13 protein-coding genes are annotated in these 15,325 nt (G+C 51.3%); 12 read left to right on the forward strand and 1 reads right to left on the reverse strand.

What is annotated here, in order from left to right; all coding sequences use genetic code 11:
- Positions 1-47: 47 nt before the first annotated feature.
- Positions 48-1,121 carry a uroporphyrinogen decarboxylase/cobalamine-independent methonine synthase family protein gene (locus tag H8730_RS00900; protein ID WP_177718981.1) on the forward strand — a complete coding sequence of 358 codons (1,074 nt, stop codon included), beginning with the start codon at positions 48-50 and terminating at the stop codon, positions 1,119-1,121.
- A 99-nt stretch (positions 1,122-1,220) separates the two neighbouring features.
- Here the strand turns inward: H8730_RS00900 and H8730_RS00905 are convergent, their stop codons facing one another.
- Positions 1,221-1,880, reverse strand: coding sequence for a Crp/Fnr family transcriptional regulator (locus H8730_RS00905; RefSeq protein ID WP_177718982.1), 660 nt, complete (start codon positions 1,878-1,880; stop codon positions 1,221-1,223).
- Between the two features lie 91 nt (positions 1,881-1,971).
- Here H8730_RS00905 and H8730_RS00910 point away from each other — a divergent pair, with 91 nt between their 5' ends.
- The 11 genes from H8730_RS00910 (at position 1,972) to cobI (ending at position 15,321) form a co-directional block, all read left to right on the forward strand.
- Positions 1,972-2,673 carry an ATP-binding protein gene (locus tag H8730_RS00910; protein WP_177718983.1) on the forward strand — a complete coding sequence of 234 codons (702 nt, stop codon included), beginning with the start codon at positions 1,972-1,974 and terminating at the stop codon, positions 2,671-2,673.
- A gap of 71 nt (positions 2,674-2,744) precedes the next feature.
- Positions 2,745-3,608 carry a GNAT family N-acetyltransferase gene (locus tag H8730_RS00915; RefSeq protein WP_177718984.1) on the forward strand — a complete coding sequence of 288 codons (864 nt, stop codon included), beginning with the start codon at positions 2,745-2,747 and terminating at the stop codon, positions 3,606-3,608.
- 59 nt (positions 3,609-3,667) lie between these two features.
- Positions 3,668-4,114 carry a metallophosphoesterase family protein gene (locus tag H8730_RS00920; protein WP_177718985.1) on the forward strand — a complete coding sequence of 149 codons (447 nt, stop codon included), beginning with the start codon at positions 3,668-3,670 and terminating at the stop codon, positions 4,112-4,114.
- 18 nt (positions 4,115-4,132) lie between these two features.
- Positions 4,133-4,477 (forward strand): MmcQ/YjbR family DNA-binding protein, encoded by a 345-nt coding sequence (locus tag H8730_RS00925; RefSeq protein ID WP_177718986.1) that lies wholly within the window; start codon positions 4,133-4,135, stop codon positions 4,475-4,477.
- 78 nt (positions 4,478-4,555) lie between these two features.
- A complete protein-coding gene (locus H8730_RS00930) occupies positions 4,556-5,557 on the forward strand; it encodes an NYN domain-containing protein (protein ID WP_177718988.1) in 1,002 nt (333 codons plus the stop codon).
- A gap of 11 nt (positions 5,558-5,568) precedes the next feature.
- Entirely contained in the window at positions 5,569-6,900 is a 1,332-nt protein-coding gene (locus tag H8730_RS00935; RefSeq protein WP_177718987.1) for a replication-associated recombination protein A, read from the forward strand.
- A 92-nt stretch (positions 6,901-6,992) separates the two neighbouring features.
- Positions 6,993-8,159: a 5-bromo-4-chloroindolyl phosphate hydrolysis family protein gene (locus H8730_RS00940; protein WP_249289155.1), complete on the forward strand. Its 1,167-nt coding sequence runs from the start codon at positions 6,993-6,995 to the stop codon at positions 8,157-8,159.
- A 63-nt stretch (positions 8,160-8,222) separates the two neighbouring features.
- Entirely contained in the window at positions 8,223-10,400 is a 2,178-nt protein-coding gene (locus H8730_RS00945; RefSeq protein ID WP_177717792.1) for a family 78 glycoside hydrolase catalytic domain, read from the forward strand.
- A 224-nt stretch (positions 10,401-10,624) separates the two neighbouring features.
- Entirely contained in the window at positions 10,625-13,156 is a 2,532-nt protein-coding gene (locus tag H8730_RS00950; protein ID WP_177717794.1) for an AMP-binding protein, read from the forward strand.
- A 307-nt stretch (positions 13,157-13,463) separates the two neighbouring features.
- Complete coding sequence (gene cbiD, locus H8730_RS00955) at positions 13,464-14,633, forward strand: cobalt-precorrin-5B (C(1))-methyltransferase CbiD (RefSeq protein ID WP_177717796.1); 1,170 nt, start codon at positions 13,464-13,466, stop codon at positions 14,631-14,633.
- The gene (cobI, locus tag H8730_RS00960) at positions 14,626-15,321 is read left to right on the forward strand and encodes a precorrin-2 C(20)-methyltransferase (RefSeq protein WP_177717798.1); all 696 of its coding nucleotides are present in this window, start codon (positions 14,626-14,628) and stop codon (positions 15,319-15,321) included. The genes cbiD and cobI overlap by 8 nt, the downstream gene beginning before the upstream one ends.
- Positions 15,322-15,325 lie beyond the last annotated feature (4 nt).

Below are 15,325 nucleotides of genomic sequence, written 5' to 3' on the forward strand. Positions count from 1 at the left end.
GGGGTAACCAGGAAAGATTGAAAACAACGGGAAGGGAAAACGGAATTATGATACACAAAGAAAACTGGGAAGAGACGAAAAAGCATTTAGAAGCGTTTTGGAACAAAGCGTATTATAAGAGATGCGACCTTGCCATACGTGTCCCGTGCGCTGTGGATAATGAGGAAGACCTCCTTCCGCTGGATTGCCAAAGCGTGGAAGAATCCTATACCTCGCCGGACTATCTGTACGCTTCCTGGAAAAATTCCAGTTTGCGCTATAAATTTTTAGGGGAGGGAATCCCGGTCTGCAATCTGAACTTTGGCACAGCCGGTCACGTGGAATATTTTGGGGCTACGCCCCACTATGCACCGGATACCATCTGGTTTTCTCCCATTTTGGACGAACCGGATGCCTCACTGCTGCAATATGACCTGGAGGGAGAGGCTTTTGAACGGCACAAAGAGATCACCCGAAGGCTCACACAAAAGGCAGCGGGGGAATTTATGGTATCAATGCCTGACAACTGCGGTATTATTGATGGCTTGGCCGAGCTGCGCGGTTCGGAAAACCTGTTGATCGATATGCTGGAAAATCCAGAATTCGTGCATGAATCCCGCCAGAAAATTATAGAGGCGTGGAAAGCCACCCAAAAAGGATTTTTTGAGATTCTCGCGGAGAACAACGAAGGCGGTTCTTCTCACAGCTGGATGCAGCTGTGGTGCCCCAAACGCCACGCGCAGATCCAGTGCGATTTTTCCGTGATGATTTCTCCGGCGATGTACGAAGAATTTGTATTGCCCGAGATTGAAGAATGTGTTCAATTTCTGGATACTGTCACCTACCATTTAGACGGACAGGAGCAGATCCGGCATTTGGACATGCTCTTATCGGTGAAAAAGCTGGACAATATACAGTGGACGCCTGTAGCTGGGCAGCCCAAAACATCCGCTTTTATCAGAGAGCTTCAGAAAATTCAAGCTGCGGGAAAAGGGCTTGTCCTGTTGCCGGAAAAGGGGGAGGTTCCATTTTTAATGGAAAATTTGTCCCACAAGGGGCTTCACCTCGTTGTCAATGATATTGCCGACCCCCGGGAAGCCGAGGATTTACTTCGGCTGGCAGAAAAGCTGGCACACGAGTAGGATCTGCGAGACTATCCAGAAAATAACCGGCATCCTAAGAAAAAGCGCCTCTCCAAAGGTGCTTTTTGTCATATCATCATAGCGGCCGCCCCTATATCTTTATTTTAGGGTAAAATGATTCCGATTAAAGGTCAAGATCCCTTCATCCCGCATTTTGCAGAGCTCATTTGACATAGCGCTCCGGTCAACCGATAGAAAATCTGCAAGCTGTTGGCGGTTGAAGGGGATGTCAAAGGATGGACTTCCGGATTGTATGGATTGCTCAGACAAGTAGGATCGCAACTTTTCACGTGTCGTGCGCTGCGACATATGACCTAGCTTTTGCGCGAGTCTCCTATTTTTGGAAGCTAAAACGGCAAATAGATTTTGAATCAGAAGACTGTGGTAATGGCATGTAGACGTGCACACAGTTAGAACATGGCGAAAGTCAAGAAATAGCGCGATGCTGTCATCGACTGCAATGGCGTTATTTACCATGGCATCGCTATCCGGCGCAGCGTAGGCCTCTCCAAAAATCTCACCCGGCAAAATCTCATGTAATATGCTGAGATTTCCCCAGTAGTCTTCTCTCTGAATGTGGACAGTTCCCTCTAATAGCAATCCTACGGCGGAGATGTGATCCCCGATACGGAAAATAGGCGCGCCTTTTGGAAAGCTGCGCTTGGTTGCCGATAGACAATCCAGCATTGTCTCAATCTCATGCTCCTGTAAACCATGGAACAGCTGAGACCGTTTCAAAATGGGCAGATAGTTTTTCATAACGTCTCCTCTTTGTTGTAAATCCAACGGATTTGTTTTTGTAATTGTACTATAATCACCTTGCAAAGTCAAATAAGGGAGGATACAATCCATGATTCGAAAAATTATACAGATTGATGAAGAAAAGTGCAACGGCTGTGGAGCGTGCGCAGAGGCATGCCATGAGGGAGCTATCGGCATGATAGGGGGGAAAGCCCGACTTCTCCGGGATGATTATTGCGATGGGTTAGGCGATTGTCTGCCGGCCTGTCCCACAGACGCCATATCCTTTGTAGAGCGGGAGGCGGCCGCCTACGATGAAGACGCTGTGAAAGCGGCGCAGCAAAAGAAAAATGATTCCATGCCCTGCGGTTGTCCGGGAACCAATATAAAACAGATTCGCCGGGAAAAAGAAGCCTGCGCCTGCTCAGACAGCGCTCCCATTGGCAGTCAGCTTTCCCAGTGGCCAGTACAGATCAAACTTGTTCCCGTAGGAGCTCCATACTTTGATGGCGCCAATCTATTGATTGCCGCTGACTGTACGGCATACGCATACGGCGATTTCCACAATCGATTTATTAAAAACCGTGTTGCCCTAATTGGATGCCCAAAGCTCGACAGCGTGGACTATACGGAAAAGCTGACTGCCATCATCCGAGAAAACAACATTCAGAGCGTCACAATCGTGCGGATGGAAGTCCCTTGCTGCGGCGGGTTGGAACACGCTGCAAAAGCGGCATTGCAGGCAAGCGGCAAGTTTATCCCATGGCAGGTTGTTGTCATCTCCACCGATGGGACGATCATAAAAGAATAGGGACACATCTTGCATTGTGGCCGTATTTCAGGTATAATGGACAGTACAAACAAACCAAAGGAAGACTTTGCATGAAGCTGATCAAACAAATCAAAGATGATCCGCAGCTGAGGGACAGTTTTAATGGATTGGCGATGAAAACCTTCGGCCTTTCCTTTTCCGAATGGTGGCGCAGAGGATACTGGACAGATTCCTATATTCCATATGTGTTCGTGGACGGGGGAAAGGTCGTGGCCAACGCTTCTGTCAATCTCATGGATCTGATGTGGCATGGGCAGCCAAAGCGCTACATCCAGATTGGGACCGTGATGACAGACGCGGCCTACCGCCATCAGGGGCTCTCGCGGACTCTGCTGCAGGAGATTATTGGAGATTGGGCGGACAAAAGCGACGCCCTCTATCTGTTTGCCAACGACACAGTGCTTGATTTTTATCCCAAATTTGGATTTCAGAGAGAGAGGGAATACCAGTACAGCTCGCCCGCCCACAGCAACCAAGGAATGGCGAGGAAGCTGGACATGGAGACAGAAGCTGACCGGCAGATATTGTTGAGACATTTTCAGATGTCCAATGCCTATTCCCAATTTCCCATGAGGCACAATGTCGGGCTGCTTATGTTTTACTGCGGCTCGTTTCTGAAGGAGACTATATATTGGATTCCAGAGTTTGATGCTGTCCTAGTGGCAGAAAAAGAGAATGACACCTTGCTGTGCTATGATGTTTTCTGTGACGGGGAGGTGCCCATGACAGATCTTCTCGGGGTTGTGGCAGCACCGGATGTCGCCAAGATTATATGGGGGTTTACGCCAAAGGACACGGCTGATTGTGCCGTAGCCCCCCTTGAAGAGGACGACAATGCCCTATTTGTGTATGCGGGAAAAGAGAATCTGTTTGCAGATCACAAGCTTATGTTCCCTTTGCTGTCCCACGCATAGGGAACTTCGATACCCAGATCGCATAGACTCGATACAATCTAGGGGAAAAAGGAGAGAGCATGAAGATCGCGGTGATATCGGATACGCATGGCGTATTGCGTACCGAAGTTATGCAGGCATTGGAAGGATGCGATTGCATTCTTCACGGCGGAGATATTGGGGACGAGGCGGTATTGATCGAACTGCGGAAGATTGCAACTGTATATGCCGTGCGCGGCAACAATGATAGAGGACCGTGGGCGGAGGAGCTTGCCAGGGAGCTGACGGTCAACCTTGGGGGATATCGCTTTTATATGATTCATGATCAAAAGGAGCAAACGGAGAAGGCGGAAGGGGCGGACTTCGCCATATACGGCCATTCCCACCGGTATGCAAGTGAAATGCGGGGGGATACCCTATGGCTGAATCCCGGAAGCTGTGGGAGACGGAGGTTTAAGCTGCCGTTGACTTTCGCCATGCTGGAGCTGACGAGGGCTGGCTATCGCCTTCAGCGGCGGGAGATCTAGGAAGGATGGAGGATTCACATGAACACGCGCCACGAGGTGATCGCCTTTTGTCTGACGCTGCCCGATTCATACGAGGATTATCCGTTCCATGACGCCAACTGGACAGTGATGCGGTATAGGAAGAACAACAAGGGCTTTGCCTTTGTATACAAGAGAGATGGGCGGATTTGGATCAATGTGAAGTGCAGTCCGGATTGGGCGGAGGTCTGGCGGAGGACATTTCCTGCGGTAATGCCAGCGTATCATATGAACAAACAACATTGGAACTCCATCATTTTGGACGGTTCCATGGACGATCAGGATGTGCAGACGATGATCGCGGAGAGTTACCGTTTGATCAGCCAAAATAAGCATCACTCATAGCAACAGGAAAGTTGCCCACTATATTCCGCACAGATCAGGCCATGTGCACAGGAAAGCAGAGGAGGAATCCATTTGGCAGTGGAAGATAAGCGATTTGCAGTGTTGATTGATTCTGATAATATCTCGTCCAAATATATCACATGTATTCTGGATGAAATGACGAAATACGGTGTGATTACCTATAAGCGGATCTATGGGGATTGGACGAGTACTCAGACATCGAAGTGGAAGAATGAGCTTCTGGAAAATTCGATTACCCCCATCCAGCAGTTCAGCAATACTGTGGGGAAGAATGCCACGGACTCCGCGTTGATTATCGACGCTATGGATATCCTTTACACGGGAAATGTGGAAGGCTTCTGCATCGTGTCCAGCGATAGCGATTTTACCCGGTTGGCCAGCCGTCTGCGGGAGTCGGGAATGGAGGTTATCGGGATGGGCGAGGAGAAAACGCCCAGATCGTTTCGCGCGGCCTGTACTGTCTTTACCAATCTGGAGATTTTGGTGGATCAGGACGACGAGGAGACAGGGGAGGAGACTGCCTATACCAATTCGGTCAACCAAGCGGCTCCTCAGGTAGGAGGACAGCAGCCCGGGGAAGATCCTCAGACCCTTCGCGGAATCATTGACCAGCGAGTTATCGAGAACGACATTACGGCGATCATCAATGAAAATAGAGACAAGGACAAAGATACCGGTCTGGGGGAGATCGGCAGCCGGCTGGTGAAAAAGTATTCGGATTTCGATGTCCGCAACTACGGGTATAGCTCTCTGTCCAAGTTTTTGGAGGAGATCGATAATTTTGAGTTGCGCAAGGCAAACAACGCCATTACAGTCCGAATCAAGGACAATAAAATTCCCAAAGAGCAGCTGGCCGACTATGTGATCCATCTTGTAAAGGCCAATGGAAAAGCGGGGATCAAGGTGGAAACTTTGGGACATAAAATTCATGACCGGTACGATCATTTCAAAGTTAAAGATTATGGCTATTCCACATTCCTCAAGTTTGTACAGAGCATCCCACAGCTGGAAGTACGAGAGAATCGCTACAAAAATAAAGTCGTGCATATCCGAGGATAAGGTGAGGACACATGCAGCAGCAATCAATCTTTGACGATCGGGCACAGAGCAATCCGCTGGCTAGCAGGCTTCGCCCTACTGCGCTGGAGGATTTTGTGGGGCAGAGTCACCTCCTAGGACAGGGCAAGATTCTTCGCCAGATCATCGAGCAGGATCAAATCTGTTCCATGATTTTTTGGGGACCTCCTGGCGTTGGAAAGACGACGCTGGCTAGAATCATTGCGGAGAAGACACGAGCCGATTTTATTGACTTCAGCGCGGTCACAAGCGGAATCAGAGAGATCAAGGACGTCATGTCGCGGGCGGAAGGCAGCCGGCTCATGGGCGGGAAAACCATTGTCTTTGTGGATGAAATTCACCGCTTTAATAAAGCGCAGCAGGATGCGTTCTTGCCTTTTGTGGAGAAAGGCAGCATTATTCTCATCGGGGCGACAACTGAAAATCCTTCCTTTGAAATCAACTCGGCGCTGTTGTCCCGGTGCAAGGTCTTTGTCTTGCAGGCGCTGTCCGTTGACGAGCTGGTTCAGCTACTAAAAAATGCACTGCAAAATCCTCGGGGATTTGGTGGGCAGGCGATTTTCATAGGGGATGAGATGCTCTACATGATCGCCGGGTTTGCGAATGGGGACGCCAGAATGGCCTTGAATACCCTTGAGATGGTTGTCCTCAACGGAGAACGGCGGGAGAGCGGAATTGTGATTGCAAAGGACATTGTGGAGCAGTGCACTAGCAAAAAGTCTCTGCTGTATGACAAAAAGGGGGAGGAGCACTATAATCTGATTTCTGCGCTGCATAAATCCATGCGCAACAGCGATGTGGACGCGGCGCTGTATTGGCTCGCCCGAATGCTGGAAGCCGGGGAGGATCCACTCTATGTGGCGAGACGGCTGATCCGATTTGCCAGCGAGGATATCGGGATGGCGGACAGCCGGGCGCTGGAAATTGCCGTGGCGGCCTATCAGGCCAGCCATTTCAATGGAATGCCAGAATGCAATGTCAATCTGGCACACGCAGTGGTCTATCTGTCCATGGCACCAAAATCGAACTCCCTCTACATAGCCTACGAAAAGGCGAAGGAAGATGCGACGAAAATGATGGCGGAGCCGGTACCGCTGGCCATCCGGAATGCGCCGACGCGGCTCATGCAGGAATTACACTATGGGGAGGGATATCAGTACGCCCATGACGCGGAGGACAAGATTACGACCCTCCAATGCCTGCCGGATTCACTGGCAGGGCGGACGTATTACACGCCGTCCGCCCAAGGGTCGGAAATCCGGGTGAAAGAGCGCCTAGATAAGATCGAGGCCTGGAAGAGAGAGCACGGTGCAGACGCGAAGTGATGTTTTCCGGCCTAACAGAAATTTGTATATCCATTTGTGTTTTATCCCAAGATCGTGTATAATAGAAGAAGACTGTTTTGGAGGGACGAAGGATGGACAACCATGATTTTTCAAATATAGGTCAACAGATTAAATCTATGGTGCAGGACGCGATCAACACGATGGATTTTAAAAAGTTGAATCAAGATATTGGCAGTACGGTCAACAGCGCGCTGAATGAGCTTCGGGAGGGGATTAAATCCGCAGGGCAGGGGGCAAGGCCGGAAGCCCAGCGCCCGAAGGAGCCGCCGGCGAAAGCAGCGCCGCCGCCTCCTGTGGCCCGCTCACAGGCCTACATCAATCCAAAGCCATCCGGAAGCGTATCGGGCGTTTTGTGCATCGTGTTCGGCGCCATCGGACTCGGACTTGCGGGGATCGCTCTGGCGGTATCCGCCATTGTGGGAGCTGTCAACAATAGCCTGGCGGCGCTGGGAGGTACGGCGCTGGGCTACATTGCTCCGCTGGCCGTCCTCTGCGGATGCCTGATGACGCGGGGGGTGTATCTGCGCAAGCGAGTGGCCAGGTTTCGACAGTATACCCGGCAGTTGCGGGGGCGAACCTACTGCCAGTTGAAAGAGCTGGCCGACCATTTGGGCAAATCAGTGAAATATGTGGCGAAGGATGTCCGCAAGATGATTCGGCTGGGCATGTTTCCGGAAGGTCGTCTGGATGATCAGCAGAGCTGTTTGATGTTGGACAATGAGACGTATCAACAGTATTTGTCTGCGCAAGAGGCACACAGGCAGCAGAAGATGGCACAGGCGAAGGAAGAGCAGGCGGTTCTTTCTCCCGAGGACAGAGCCGTTATTGAGGAGGGACGCCGTTACATCACACAGATCCGGGAGATGAACGATGCGATTCCCGGGGAGGAGGTATCGGCGCAGTTAGAACAGCTGGAGATGGTGACGTCGAAGATCTTCTCTCATGTGGAGCGGCATCCGAAGCAGATTCCCGAGATCCGCAAATTCATGTCCTATTATCTTCCGACGACGCTAAAATTGGTTAAGGCTTACCGGGAATTTGACTCTCAACCCATTGCGGGTGAGACGATTTCATCAGCGAAAGAGGAGATACAAAATACGTTGGACACGATCAACCTGGCCTTTGTAAAGCTGTTGGATAGCCTATTTGAAGATGCGGCTTTCGATATATCCACAGATATCACCGTATTACAGACGATGCTGGCCCAGGAGGGGTTGACAAAGAAAGATTTTGGGTAAGGCTTGTAGAGACGCGCGGGACAGCGCGTGTTCTTACTACGTCTTTGATTTAGGAGGATGGACATGACGGATAAAGAAATGTTTGGGGAAGCCAGATGGGTTTCGCCGGGGAGCGGGACTGATACGCCTTGTCTCCGCAAGGTATTTGAGAGCAAGGGGGGAGAGACTGGCAGGATCACCATCTGCGGGTTAGGTTTTTTTGAGTTGTATATCAATGGACATCGTGTGAACGAGGAGGTATTCGTTCCCGTCAACAGCGATTATCACCCGATGCCACACGCCCATTGTGTCCAGGCATTTGGTGAGGAGCTGCGGCATCGAATCTACTGTATGACCTTTGACATTTCAGAATGGCTTCGGGAGGGAGACAACTGTATCGGCGTCATGCTGGGACCGGGTTACTATGCCAGCGAACCGCGATACGGGGATGTCAAGGCATGCTGGACCATTGAACTCATCGATGAGGATTCCGGTGTGCGCCGTTCGGATTCTGACGAGACGGTGAAGTGGGCACAGGGGCCTGTCTTGACGAGCGATTTCTATAGAGGGGAGACTCAGGACGACAACTACCGGATGGAGGGATGGATGGAGCCGGAGTATGAAGATGCGGCGTGGCATGCGGTTGAGGTCGTGCCGGCGCCCGACAGCGAATATTATCTCCAGGATTGTCCGGCCGACCGTGTGATTCGCCACTGTGAACCGATCTTAATTCAAGAGACCGATACCCACCGGCTCTACGATGTTGGAGAAAATATCAGCGGCTATCCCATTATCCGCTGTGACAGCCGGACGCCGCAGGCTATCCTCCTTCGGGTTGGGGAGGAGCGCGCGCCGGAAGGAGGGCTAGAGGAAGCGAGGGTTCATTGGCAACAGAGCCGGTTTCAGACCGATGGAACACCCAGACGGTATCACACCCGGTTTACGTGGAATGCCTTCCGGTATGTGGAGGTCACGAAAAATGCCGTTGTGGAGGACTGTGCGGTCGTTCATTCGGCGGTGGCGGTGACGTCCACCTTTTCTTCCGGACAGGAAACGTTAAACTGGCTGTACGAGGCATATCTGAGAACCCAGCTCTGCAATATGCACGGGGGAATTCCATCGGATTGCCCGCATCTGGAACGGCATGGCTATACGGGGGATGGACAACTGACCTGTGAGGCCGCCATGTTGCTGTTGGATGGGCAAGCCTTCTATCGGAAATGGATCCGGGATATTTCGGATTGTCAGGACCGTCACTCCGGCCATGTGCAGTACACGGCGCCGTATTTTCACGCGGGCGGCGGGCCCGGCGGATGGGGCTGCGCCATCGTTGAGGTGCCCTATGTCTACTACAGGCAGTACGGCGATACGCAGGTGTTGGAGGAATTGTATCCTCAGATGCTTCGATATTTTGACTATCTGGATGCGCACAGCGAGGAGGACCTGGTCGTAAGCGATCAGCCAGGACTCTGGTGCCTTGGCGACTGGTGTACGCCGGAGCCCATCCAAATTCCGGAGCCTCTTGTCAATACCTACTATTATGTGAAGTCGCTACACAGGGTGATGGAGATTGCCACCATTCTGGATAGGCCGGACGACATTGTAGATCTTGCGCTGCGGGCGCAACAAAAATCCATTGCACTGGTGAAACAGTATTATGACCCGGAGACCGGGGATTTTGCCGGCAATGTACAGGGCGCCAATGCCTTTATGGTGGATCTGGGCCTTGGAGATGAGCGCACGCTGCACAATATGGTGTCCAGGTATGAATCCTCGGGGATGTATGACACTGGGATTTTTGGCACGGATGTTGTCACCCGTGTTCTCTTTGAGCGGGGGTATGGGCAGCTGGCCTATGACTTGCTGACCTCAGAGGGGCAGTATTCCTTTGCCAATTGGAAGCGCCAGGGGGCGACAACGCTGTGGGAATATTGGACTGGGGAGCGCTCTCACAGCCATCCCATGTTTGGAGCTGTCAGCCGGTACCTGTTCCAATACTTGCTGGGAATTCGACAGCGGCCGGAATCAGCTGGATATCAGAGCATAGAGATTGCGCCATATCCCATACCAGAATTGTCCCATATCAAGGGCAGCATTATGACACCTCGAGGGGAGATTCGGGTCGAAATCCGGCGAAAGGACGGAAAAGCGCGGTTTCAGATCCATGTTGCACCCAATGTCCAGGCGGAGTTCTCCTATGGGACAAATCGCCAGCGGTTGGAAGCGGGGGATCACACGATCTGTGTCAATGAAATCGGATAAGCTGTTTTCGTGACAGAAGCGGAGCAAATGTGGAAGCGGCGTTGCGCTGGACAGAAAAAAGGCACCTCCTATAGCAGAGTTGCGGAACTGCTATGGGAGGTTTGTTAGAATGATTTCAATGCACACTGTGCCTGCATTTTAAGGGAGTCATAAAAATAATAGTGGTAATACTGTGTCCATTATGGTACAATAGATGGAAAACACTCTATGAAGGAATGAAAAGTATGAAGCTTGCGTTTTCTACTCTGGGATGTCCTGACTTCGATTGGTCAGATATCTATTCCCTTGCAAAGGATTTCGGGTTTGATGGAATCGAATTGCGGGGGCTGGGAGATCAGATTTTTTCCATCCATGCAAAGCCATTTCAAGCGGATGTGCTGCCGAAGACGGTGGAATACCTGAATCGAATGCATTTGGAGATTCCATGTCTGTCCTCCGGATGCTGTATTAAATATAGAGAGACTGCTCAGAATACCTTGCAGGAATTGCTGGAATATATCGAGTTGGCGTCGAAGCTCCATACGCCGTATATCCGTATACTAGGGGATCTTCACGCAGCTCCTGAGGGGGATGTGGACGATGAGGTTGTGTTGAGTGCGCTGGGCGCGCTGATCCCCTATGCGGAGGAGAAAGGTGTCACATTGCTGGTGGAGACCAACGGGGTGTATTCCGATACCAGAAGACTCTGTGAGCTCTTGAATCAGATTCCCAGCGATGCGGTGGCCGCCTTATGGGATATGCACCATACATACCGTTACGGTGGCGAATCGCCTGAGCGTACCGTGCAGAATCTGGGTGCCTATATCAAATATGTGCATATTAAAGATTCTCTGGAGGTCGACGGCCACATCCAGTATAGGATGATGGGGGAAGGGGATCTGCCCATTGATGATTTCATGCGGGCGCTGCAATCTATCAACTATGAGGGCTATATTTCTCTGGAATGGTTGAAGAAGTATGCGCCGCATCTGAACAGCCCGGGAATTGTCTTTCCCCACTATGCCAATTTTATGCGCCAATACACAGGCGTCAGTCCGGAATCCCACCGTTTGTATGACAATCACGCAAAGACGGGACACTATGTCTGGCCCAAAGAGCAACTCATCGATCTCACATTTCCCCAAGTGTTGGACCGGATGGTGGAAGAATTTCCTGACCAGTACGCTTTTCGCTACACGACCCTGGACTATACGAGGACGTACGCTCAATTTCGCCATGATGTGGACACCTTCGCCAGGTCTCTGATCGCCATGGGAGTCAGAACGGGAGATCATGTGGCCATCTGGGCGACCAATGTACCGCAATGGTATATCACATTCTGGGCGGCGACGAAGATCGGAGCGGTTCTGGTGACGGTCAATACGGCATATAAGATCCATGAGGCGGAGTATCTGCTCAAACAGTCGGATACCCACACGCTTGTCATGATTGATGGATATAAGGATTCCAACTATGTGGAAATCATGAAGGAATTGTGCCCAGAGTTAGAGACGGCGTCAAAGGGAAGACCGCTGTACAGTAAGCGGTTGCCCTTCCTGCGCAACATTATCACCGTCGAATCCGTTCAAAAGGGATGCTATACCTGGGAAGAGAGCTTAGAGTTGGCGAAGAAAGTTCCCGTGGAGGAGGTTTACCGCCGCGCGAGCATGATCGATAAACATGATGTCTGCAATATGCAGTATACGTCCGGGACCACAGGATTCCCCAAGGGGGTTATGTTGACGCACTACAATGTCGTCAATAATGGAAAGGCGATCGGAGACTGTATGGACCTCTCTACGGCGGACAGGATGATGATACAGGTGCCCATGTTTCACTGCTTTGGGATGGTTCTGGCCATGACGGCCTCCATGACACACGGAGTCACCATGTCGCCCATCCCCGCTTTTTCCCCGAAAAAGGGGCTTGCCTGCATCAATCAGGAAAAGATCACAGCTTTCCACGGGGTGCCAACGATGTTCATCGCCATGTTGAGCCATGAAGATTTCTCCAAGACGGATTTCAGCTATATGAGGACAGGGATTATGGCGGGAAGCCCGTGCCCCATTAAGGTCATGCGGGAAGTTATCGACAGGATGAATATGACGGAAATCTGCATCACCTACGGACAAACGGAAGCATCGCCCGGATGCACCATGAGTAAAACGACGGATTCCCTGGATGTCCGGGTCAATACAGTTGGAAGCGCCATGTTCGGCGTGTCTTGTAAAATCGTGGATCCGGAGACAGGGGAAGATCTGCCGGACAATGTGGACGGAGAGTTTGTTGCCAAGGGCTATAATATTATGAAGGGGTACTATAAGATGGCAGAAGCCACCGCTGCGGCCATTGACAAGGATGGCTGGCTGCACACTGGCGATCTGGCAAGGCGAGATGAAAATGGAAATTATAAGATCACAGGGCGCATTAAAGACATGATCATTCGAGGCGGTGAGAACCTTTACCCAAAGGAAATTGAAGATTTCATCTACACACACCCGAAAGTATCCGATGTGCAAGTGATCGGCGTGCCCGATAAACAATACGGCGAAGCGGTTATGGCTTGCATTATTCTGAAGGATGGAGAGTCCATGACAGAGGACGAGATCAAGACCTTCGTAGAGCAGCATATGGCAAAGCATAAAGTGCCCCAGTATGTAGATTTTGTCGACAGTTTTCCCATGAATGCCGCTGGAAAAATACTAAAGTATGTCATGCGGGAGCAGGCCGTTGAAAAGCTGAACTTGCAGGACCAGAGTAAAATCGAGACGGCATAATCCGCGATTCTTTGTAATTTTTTGCGCATTTCACCGCAGAGAGTTGACGAGACATCGATTTTCCAGTATCATAGGATGAAGAGCTGGAAGTGCCGCTGGACCGCGGTGTTCTTTCGATGCGTTTTCTGCGTGAATACAGAGATGACATGGCTGCAATGCGAGACGGTTTTCGTTTTTAAATCCATGTATCGTTTGGGCTCTGACGCGAGGAAAGCGTCAGGGCTTTTTTGCTAAATACGGGAAAGCGGGGAATACTCTCTGGTAATTGGAAGGCGCCAGAGAACTGGAGAGGAGTTATAGGATCGCGATGAATGGGACGGATCGAGAGCGATATGCAATACGGGTCAAAAATGGCAGAGAGCTGCGCTGCGGATATACGACGGGAAGCTGTGCAACAGCGGCCGCAGCGGCCGCAGCCCAGATGCTATTGAGCGGAAAAAGAGTCTATACGGTCTCCATCGAACTGCCCAGTGGTCAATGTGCCTCCTTCGACATCGAAAATGCCGAAATACATGAAGATTGGGCCAGCTGTAGTGTGACAAAGGATGCTGGCGATGATCCGGATGTGACCAATGGTTTGGCAATTTATGCCATGGTGCGGTATGGAGCGAATAAGGAGATCACACTGACGGCGGGAGTTGGGATCGGAGTCGTGACGGGTGCGGGACTTCCGTGCGCGCCAGGAGAACCTGCCATCAACCCGGTGCCCCGAAAGATGATCCTTCACAACGTCAGGACTGTCTGCGAACAGCAATCCTACCGGGGAGGCCTGCTGGTGGAGATATCAGCACCCGGAGGGGAAGAGATCGCAAAGCAGACGTTTAACCCGCGACTGGGAATTATAGGAGGAATCTCCATACTTGGCACAACAGGCATTGTGGAGCCCATGAGCGAACAGGCGTTGGTGAAGACCATTCAGATCTGTGTGCGCAAAGCTAAGAGCAAGGACAGCGCCCGGATTCTGTTATCGCCTGGAAACTATGGACGGGACTATTGCCTGCGGCAGCTGGGCGTGGACCTAGAAAATGGAATTAAGTTTTCGAATTTTCTAGGAGAGACGCTGGACTATGTCGTCTATGAGGGTTTTACAGAAGCGCTGCTTGTGGGGCACATCGGGAAGCTGGTCAAGGTTGCGGGAGGCATCATGAATACCCATTCCTCCGTGGCGGACTGTCGAATGGAAATTTTGGCCGTCCACGCGGCGCTGGCTGGGGCAGACCGTTCCACCGTCGCTGCGATCATGGATTGTAAGACAACCGATGCTGCAATTCAGATTTTGGAGGAGACAGGGCTGCACGAGGAGGTGTATGCCTCTTTGCTTGCCAAGATTCAGTATCATATTGCCTATCGGACAAAGGGGCGCTGCCGCGTCGAACTGATCATATTTTCAACAGAGGACAAGCTCATTGTCAGGACGGAGGGAGCGTTGGCGCTGGCGGAATGTTTTAAGGAAAGAGAGGGAGAACAACATGAATAGACGAGGCGTGTTTTACAGCGTGGGGACAGGACCGGGGGATCCGGAGCTGCTTACCTATCAGGCGGTTAAGACCATGGAGAAGTGCGCCATCATCGCGCTTCCCAACAGCGGGGCTGCGGAAAATGCGGTGCTGACGATCGTATCCCACTATATTGAGGGAAAGACCATCGTATACTGCGATATGCCCATGGTGAGGGACAAAGCCCTTCTCGCTGCAGCCCATGAAAAGGTGGCGAAAGATTTGTCTGTCTACCTGGAGGCGGGACAGGATGTCGCCTTTCTGACTTTGGGGGATCCCAGCATCTATTCCACGGCCATGTATGTGCACCGACAGATTCAAAAGCTGGGGTACGAAACGTCCATGGTTGCAGGCGTTCCTTCCTTCTGTGCGGTGGCGGCGAAGCTCAATGTCTCTCTCTGCGAGGGAGGGCAGCAGCTTCATATTATTCCGGCTTCCTATCAGGATATCGACGGAGCTTTGGCGTATGAGGGAAATAAAGTTCTCATGAAGTCCGGAAAAAGTATTATACAAGTAAAGGAAAAGATTGATACCCAAGAGTATGACGCGTCGGCGGTGGAGCGCTGTGGCATGGAAAACGAAAAAATCCATCCGACGTTGGACACGTTGCAGGAAGACTCCAGCTATTTTAGCGTGTTGGTGGTGAAGGAGAGAAATGTTTTGGGTTGACACC

The sequence above is a fragment of the Bianquea renquensis genome (assembly GCF_014384895.1).
GTDB classification, from domain to species: Bacteria; Bacillota; Clostridia; order Lachnospirales; family Bianqueaceae; genus Bianquea; species Bianquea renquensis.